Raw genomic sequence first — 7,981 nt, 5'->3', positions numbered from 1 at the left:
GGGTTGTAACTGATCCGCCTTATTATGCCACTATTCCTTATGCGGATCTTTCTGATTTCTTTTATGTTTGGATGAAACGCACGCTAGGTGATATTTTTCCTGATCTATTTTGGTCAGAACTTACCGAAAAAGCGAGAGAAGCTGTTGCTAATCCTTTCCGCTTCCGTAACATGGGAATATCCCCAGAAGAACTAGCCAACCAAGACTACGAAGCCAAAATGGCCATGGCCTTCGCCGAATACCACCGCGTATTACGGGACGACGGCGTAATGACAGTCCAATTCAACCATAAAGACTCCGGTGCATGGGATGTCCTAGCCAAGTCCCTGATAGACGCAGGCTTTGAAATCACCGCATCATGGGCTGTCAGCACCGAAAGCCCCCAAAACCTCCACCAAGCACAGAAAAACGCCGTATCCAGCACCGTGCTTTTAGTCTGTCGCAAACGTCAACCCAACGCTGAACAAGCATGGTGGGATGATGTCCGCATTGAAGTGCGTAATATCGTCTTTGAGAAAGCCCCAGAAATCGAAAAATCCTTAACAGCAGATAGCCGTCCCGCCGCAGACAGAGTAGCAGACCCACGCCGTCGCGTCAAACCCCCAGGTATTGACCTATGCTTAACAGCCTTTGGTAGTGCATTAAGCGTGTTTACCCGCTACAGTTCCATTCTCGACAGTGCTGGCAACCCAGTAGAACCCAAAGCCGCCTTTGAAGAAGTGCGCCAAACCATCGTCGCATACCGACTAGAAAAGCTATTAGCAGGTAAAGACTTTAACGGCATAGACCCCCTCACCCAATGGTATATCCTCGCTTGGGATACCTTTGAAGCGCGGGAATTTCCCTTTGATGAAGCCCGACAATTAGCATTAGCAGTGGGAGGTTTTGATGTTTCCGACTTAGTTAAAACCCATAAATTACTAGATTCTGGTAGTGGCTTTTGTAAGTTACTCACCCCAGAACAACGGTTAAAAAAACGCGCCTTTTCTACTATTGATACAGAATTTTCGGGCAGATATTTAGTAGATGGACTTCACGCGATTATTGCCATTTACCAAGCAGAAGAAAATACAGAACCAGTGCGGAGATTTCTGAAAAATACAGGCTTAGTTAGCAATGATTCCTTTATGCGGACATTTGAAGTAGCGTTAAAAGTAATTCCCCACATTAAAGATGAAAAGAAACGCATTTTGGAAGAGAAAGCTTTATTAGATTTGTGGTTAGCAATGGATGAAATTAAAGCTAAAGTCTCCTATCAACAAACTGAGATACCATTAGATAATCAGGGGGGACAAATGAGTTTATTTTGATAAATTTTTTAATTGTCTGAATCAGGATTTTCAGGATTTGAGGATGTACAGGATGTTAATTTTTGTCTGAATCAGGATTTCCAGGATTAGAGGATTTACAGGATATTAATTTTTGTCTTAATCAGGATTTCTAAGATTAGAGGATTTACAGGATGAGTTTATTTGTGAGGATCATAATTGATTAAATTTATGTAATATAATAAAGAGAGTAAACTGACAATTAAATATTTGCAACTCACAGACAATTCATAAATAACAATCCTGAAAATCCTAAAATCCTGAAAATCCTGATTCAGACAATTAAAATGTTATCAACTCACAGACAATTGGTAAATAACAATCCTGAAAATCCTAAAATCCTGTAAATCCTGATTCAGACAATTAAATATTTGCAACTCACAGACAATTGGTAAATAACAATCCTGAAAATCCTGATTCAGACAATTAAAATGTTATCAACTCACAGACAATTGGTAAATAACAATCCTGAAAATCCTTAAATCCTGAAAATCCTGATTCAGACAATTAAAATGTTAACATTAATTAGTTAAAAAATTGAAACCCCTACGCGATAACCACTGGAAAATTAGCTACTCCAGCAACACCCACAATACCATTGCTGACTTCTATATTCCTGCTTTAGAATCTGCCATCCAATATGACAGAAAATCAGGCTTTTTTAGCAGTGCTATCTTAAGTAAAGTAGCACGAGGTTTAGGGGCAATGCTACATAACCAAGGCAAAATCCGGTTAATGATGGGATGCCAATTTAGTCCCCAAGACTTGCAAGCAATAGAACAAGGATACGCATTACGGGATGCCTTACTAACTCGTTTAGATGCCGACTTAACACCACCCGAAAACTTTGCCCAACTCAAACATTTAGAAATACTCAGTTGGTTAATTCAAAATCAATATCTCGACATCAAAATAGCCATTCCTCTCCAAGAAAATGGACTTCCAGAAAATAGCATTCAACAACTAGATCCACAACATATATTTCATGAAAAAGTCGGCATCTTTACAGATAGCAACGGTGATAAATTAGCATTTAATGGTTCTAATAACGAATCTATTGCCGGTTGGGAGAAAAACGTCGAATCATTTCACGTTTATTGTTCCTGGGAAGGAGGAAGAGAGTTAGATAGAGTAGAAGAAGAGGTATCCAGATTTGAACAACTGTGGTATGACTTATCCCCCAATGTGCGCGTATTTGAAATTCCCGAAGCAGTACAACAAAAATTGTTAAATTATGCCCCAACATCTAAACCTATCTGGAATCCTCAAATTGAATTTGATTCTCGGCCAATAAAAAATGCTGACAGTTCACCGTTAATAGTTAACAGTTCACAATTGATAGTTAACAGTCATCAGTCATCAGTTAACAATCAAAAACCAACAGTCATCAACGAAGAAGAAAAACAAGCATTTTATCAACTAGCGAATATTCATCAACATCCTGGATGTTTAGACTTTTGTTTAAAATCAATTCCCATAAAACCCTGGCCACACCAAATTAAAATATTGCGTCGGGTAGCAGAAACCTTTCCTAAAAGTTTTCTTATTGCCGACGAAGTTGGATTAGGTAAAACCATTGAAACAGGACTAATTCTGCGTTATCTTCTCCTAGCTAAAAAAGCCAAACGGGTACTCATACTTTCCCCTGCAAGTGTCCAACCACAATGGCAAGAAGAATTAAGAGAAAAATTCAATCTGCATTTTTGGAGTTACAATCAAAATTTGTTCACTGTTCACAGTTCACTATTAACTGAACAATACCGTCAACATTCCACAGTCAATAATCAACAGTTAATAAATCCCTGGAATAGCCAAGATTTAATTCTCGCTTCTTCTCATTTAGTGCGGAGAAAAGAAAGAATGCAGGAATTACTAGCAGCAGAACCTTGGGATTTAGTCATATTAGATGAAGCACACCACGCAAGAAGAAAAAGCCCTCAAAATCGCAAAGAAACACCGAATCGTTTATTAGAATTAATGCAGCAATTAAAGGATAAAACTCAAGCCTTAATTCTGCTTTCTGCTACTCCCATGCAAATTGATGCCATAGAAGTTTTTGATTTATTAAATTTACTAGGAATACAAGGACATTGGAGTTATGGAGATAATTTTTGTAATTATTTTGAATCATTACCAAGTAGTGTAAAACCAGAAATCCTGAACTTTTGGCAAGTCATGTCTAGTGACTATTTTCAACAAGGGGGAAAACCTTGTTCTCGGTTACAGCAATTTTTAAACCAACAAGATAAGATTCTTGCTTATAAAATGCAAGATTTATGGCAACGGGGTAAAAAAATCTCTAATCATAAACAATTATTAGCAGATGAAGATTTTATCAATACTTCCCGACAATATTTAACAGTTAATACCCCTTTAAAAGATTTGATGTTTCGTCATACCCGCGATACATTGAGACAATATTATCAACGCGGATTATTAGCCCAAGATATTCCTAGTAGAATTGTGCAAGATAATGCCATTAGTTTAGAAATTAACCGTGAAGTTCCGCTTTACCAAGCTGTTAGTAATTATGTCCGTCATTTTTACAGACTAGCACAAAAAGATCAGCGTACCTGTCGCGGTTTTTTGATGACTTTGTATAGGAAACGTTTAACCAGTTCATTCTACGCTATCAAAGCATCTTTACAACGGGGTTTAGATTGTTTATTAACTAAACAAGGCAGTTTTATTACAGAAGATGATTATGCCGATATTGATGAAGCTAATGATGCAGTAATTTCTGGGATGGAATCTTTCTTTGAAGAAGTAGACCCCCAGGAAATTCAATATTTAGAAGATTTATTACAGCAATTTGAAAATACAGGAGAAGATAGTAAACTTTCCCATTTTATTCAGATTTTACGTCAAGAATTAAGCCAAAGAGAAAGTGCTATTGTCTTTACTCAATATACAGACACAATGGACTATCTGCGAGATGCTTTAAAAGAATTATATGGCAGTCAAGTAGCTTGTTATTCTGGACGTGGTGGGGAATTATTAAAAGTTAACACTCAACATTCAACAGGGAACAGTGAACCTACTTGGTGTGTAGTTTCCAAAGAAGAAATTAAACGCAAATTTCGCCAGGATGAAATTAAAATTCTGCTTTGTACTGAGTCTGCATCAGAAGGATTAAATTTGCAAAATTGTGGGGTATTAATCAATTATGATATGCCTTGGAATCCCATGCGTGTGGAACAAAGAATTGGCAGAATTGATAGAATTGGACAAAGGTATGAAACTGTCCGCATTCACAATTTTTATTATGATGGCACTGTAGAAGCAAAAGTTTATAGAAAATTGCGCGATCGCATCAATGCCTTTGCCAATGTTGTTGGTAATCTCCAACCCATTTTAGCCCAAGTTCCCACCTTCATTGAACAAGCAGCAATGAGCGCAGATCCAGAAGAAGAGGATGTGTTGATGTCTGAGTTTGATTCAGTATTAGACGCGCCTTTACGTCCAGGAATTGAAGCAATGGTGACAATGGATTTGGATGCTGATTTAGCGGAAATTCAAAAGCCTATTCCACCCACTCCCTTCACACCAGAAAGCATTGAGCATTTATTTACCACATCAACAATTTTAAAATCTGCTGGGGTGATTTTTCAGCCAAACGGGGAAAGAACTTGGTTACTTATCTATAAAAACCGGGAATACATGATTACTTTTTACCCAGATGTATTTGATGAAATACCTTCTCTGAGATTAATAAATTTTGGGGAACCTTTGTTTGCAGAATTATTGCATTTAGTTCAGAACTTGTAATCACAATATAGAGTGTCAATTGAATTAAGAAATAATCAATACAAAAAAGAATACATCAAATGATGGTTTTTAAATAGGTAAATAATCGGTAAGCAAACTAGGCCACTAAATGCTTAAAGGCACACTATTGATCAGGCGATCGCAAATTATAACAACTTATTGATTGCAGTTCGCTCTTGGTAGTAGAATAACGCAATATTTTCAGGATTTGTTGGGTTTAGTTTCATATCCTTCGGGATCTTGCTACAATCCAACCTATGATCCTACTTAACTCAACTGTGTTAAATCATCCTCATGAATCGAGATGCGCTGGTAGTGGGAATTAATCAGTATCCTTCCCTGAAAGATACTCCAACAAGCAAAGCGAAACATCTTTTTACCCCTGCTAACGATGCCGAAGCGATCGCGCAACGTTTAAAAGAATATGGTGATTTTCGCGTGCGGCGACTGCCAGAAACGATTCAGGGTGAACAGCGTCGAGTCACATCTGATATTCGTGATGTTAGTGGTGGGGTCAAATCTGAGATTTTGAGAGATGCGATCATGCAGTTATTCAAACCAGAAGGCGAAAATATTCCAGAAACAGCGCTGTTATATTTTATCGGTCATGGTTTTCGCACAAATTTCGGGGGGGTAACTGAAGGTTTTTTGTGTACCAGCGATTTTGATGGACGAAACACTAGTAAGGCTGTTTCCCTGCGATGGTTGCGAGAACTATTGCAAAAAAGTCCCGTCAAGCAGCAAATCGTCTGGCTGGACTGCTGCTACAGTGGAGAACTGTTATCAGGGACATGGCCTCAAAAACAGACGCAGTTTTTCATAACTGCATCGAGAGAATTTGAACCTACTGAAGAAGATATTGCTGGAAAGCATGGGGTATTTTCCAAAGCACTATGGCAAGGACTTGACCCTAGAGAACAGCCAGATGGGTTGGTCAATAATGACAATTTAATTGCGTATATTGACCAAAACCTCAAGGATGTTCCCCAGCGGCCGATTTGGGATAACCCCATCCAGGAAATCATACTCACCGGTAAACGGGGAAATGTTGCGATCAACATCCCAGATGGAGTTTGTCCTTACAAAGGGTTACACTTCTTTGATGTTGAAGATGTTACCTATTTTTATGGGCGGGAAGTATTGACCCAAAAGCTGATTCAGCACGTTCAGGTGGGTAAGGGAAATTTTTTGGCAGTGCTGGGCGTATCGGGGAGTGGTAAGTCTTCCTTGCTGCGGGCGGGGTTGATTTACCAGTTACAGCAACAGCGCAGATTACCAGAAACTGAGCAATGGAAAATTCGGATTTTTAGCCCAGGAGAGCAACCTCTGGTGAGTTTGGCAACAGCATTTCTGGATGAATTAGCCACAGATATGCAGCGTGCAGAACAGCTAAAAGTGGCAGAGGAGGCGATTGCACAAGGAGAAACGGGACTAGCAAGATTAATTAGAGCATCGCAATCGCCTCGCACCCTACTAATTGTGGATCAGTTTGAAGAGATTTTTACCGTTTGTCAGAGCCACAGCGATCGACAGCAGTTTATTTCTAGTTTATTGGGAGCGCTCAAACAAACAGAAGATAAACTCTGCATAATATTTGCTATGCGTGATGATTTCTTGGGTAAGTGTGCTGCATATCATGAGCTAACTGATTTGATTCAAACCAATCTGGTGATGGTAACTCCCATGTCTTTAGAAGAGTTGCAGCAAGCAATCCGAGAACCGGCAGCGAAACTAGGACGGAAGGTAGAAGAAAATTTAATCAATGCTATTCTCAAAGACTTGGGAGTTGAGGTAGGGCAACCCACACAAGAACCTGAACCGGGAATGTTGCCTTTGTTGTCATATACTTTAGAGCAGCTTTGGCAACGACAGAAACTGAATTGGTTGAAGCTAGATAGTTATCACCAATTAGGTGGGGTGCGAAAAACCGTAGAAAATTTGGCAGAAAAAACTTACAAAGAACTTTCGGCTGAAGAACAACGGGTAACGGACTTGATTTTTATTAATTTGACCCAGTTAGGGGAAGGTACACTAGACACACGCAAGCAAGTTCCGCAGCAAGATTTAGTTTCTTTGGGTAAATCTGCACAGTTGGTAGGGCAGGTAATTCAAAAGCTGGCACTAGCGAAGTTAATCGTCACTAGCGAACAACGCAGAGGTGAAGAAAAAGTGGCAGTAGTGGATGTATCCCATGAAGCTTTGATTCGCCATTGGTCAAGGTTGAGGGAGTTGCTGGATAATAATCGGGAGGCTATTAGAACTGAGCGCAAGATTCAGGCTGCGGCAGAAGAGTGGCAAGACAAAGAGAAATCTCAGGATTATTTATTAACAGGATTAAGGTTAGCTGAAAGTGAGAAATTTCTTCATAATGAGGTATATACTGTGCCTCTATCGAATTTAGCAAAAGAGTTTATTCAAAACAGTCAAGAGTATCAAATTCAGCAAGAACAGCGTTGGAAAAAGTTATATGAAGAAGCAGAAGAACAGCGTAAAATTGCTCTTGCACGCCAATTAGCAGCACAATCAGAACTACTACGAAATCAACAACCACGTTTACTAGAACGTAGTGTTTTACTAGCTGTAGAATCTGTGAAACGCTATCACTCTGTAGAAACAGATCAGGTTTTAAGAAAAGGATTAAGTCTATTAGCTCGTCCTCTAGTAAATTTAAAAAATGAATATAAAAATATGGCAACAGCTATATCATTTAGTTTAGATAGCAATCTCTTAGCCATTCATCAAGAAGAAGATATTGTTCAAGTATGGCACTGGAATAGTGACATAATTCTTAAATCTCTAAAACATAGAAAACAAATTTCACCTCCGCTTAATTCTCATAATTATAAATTTTCTATTTCTTCCTCTTTTTTCATTGATCACGATTA

At 38.8% G+C, this 7,981-nt stretch carries 2 protein-coding genes and 1 pseudogene; all 3 read left to right on the top strand.

Annotated features, from left to right (window positions below):
• Positions 1–1,310 (top strand): annotated as a pseudogene (locus tag FJR11_RS23135) (DUF1156 domain-containing protein); the annotation flags it as partial.
• Positions 1,311–1,865: 555 nt separating this feature from the next.
• Positions 1,866–5,096 carry a helicase-related protein gene (locus tag FJR11_RS23130; protein WP_168508010.1) on the top strand — a complete coding sequence of 1,077 codons (3,231 nt, stop codon included), beginning with the start codon at positions 1,866–1,868 and terminating at the stop codon, positions 5,094–5,096.
• 294 nt (positions 5,097–5,390) lie between these two features.
• Positions 5,391–7,981: caspase family protein (locus FJR11_RS23125; protein WP_168508008.1), on the top strand; the 2,591-nt coding region annotated here is incomplete at its 3' end.

The organism is Anabaena sp. UHCC 0187 (assembly GCF_009712035.1).
In the GTDB taxonomy this organism is placed as follows: domain Bacteria; phylum Cyanobacteriota; class Cyanobacteriia; order Cyanobacteriales; family Nostocaceae; genus Dolichospermum.
The sequence above is the reverse complement of the archived record's forward strand: the minus strand, read 5'-3'. Positions and strand labels throughout refer to the sequence as shown.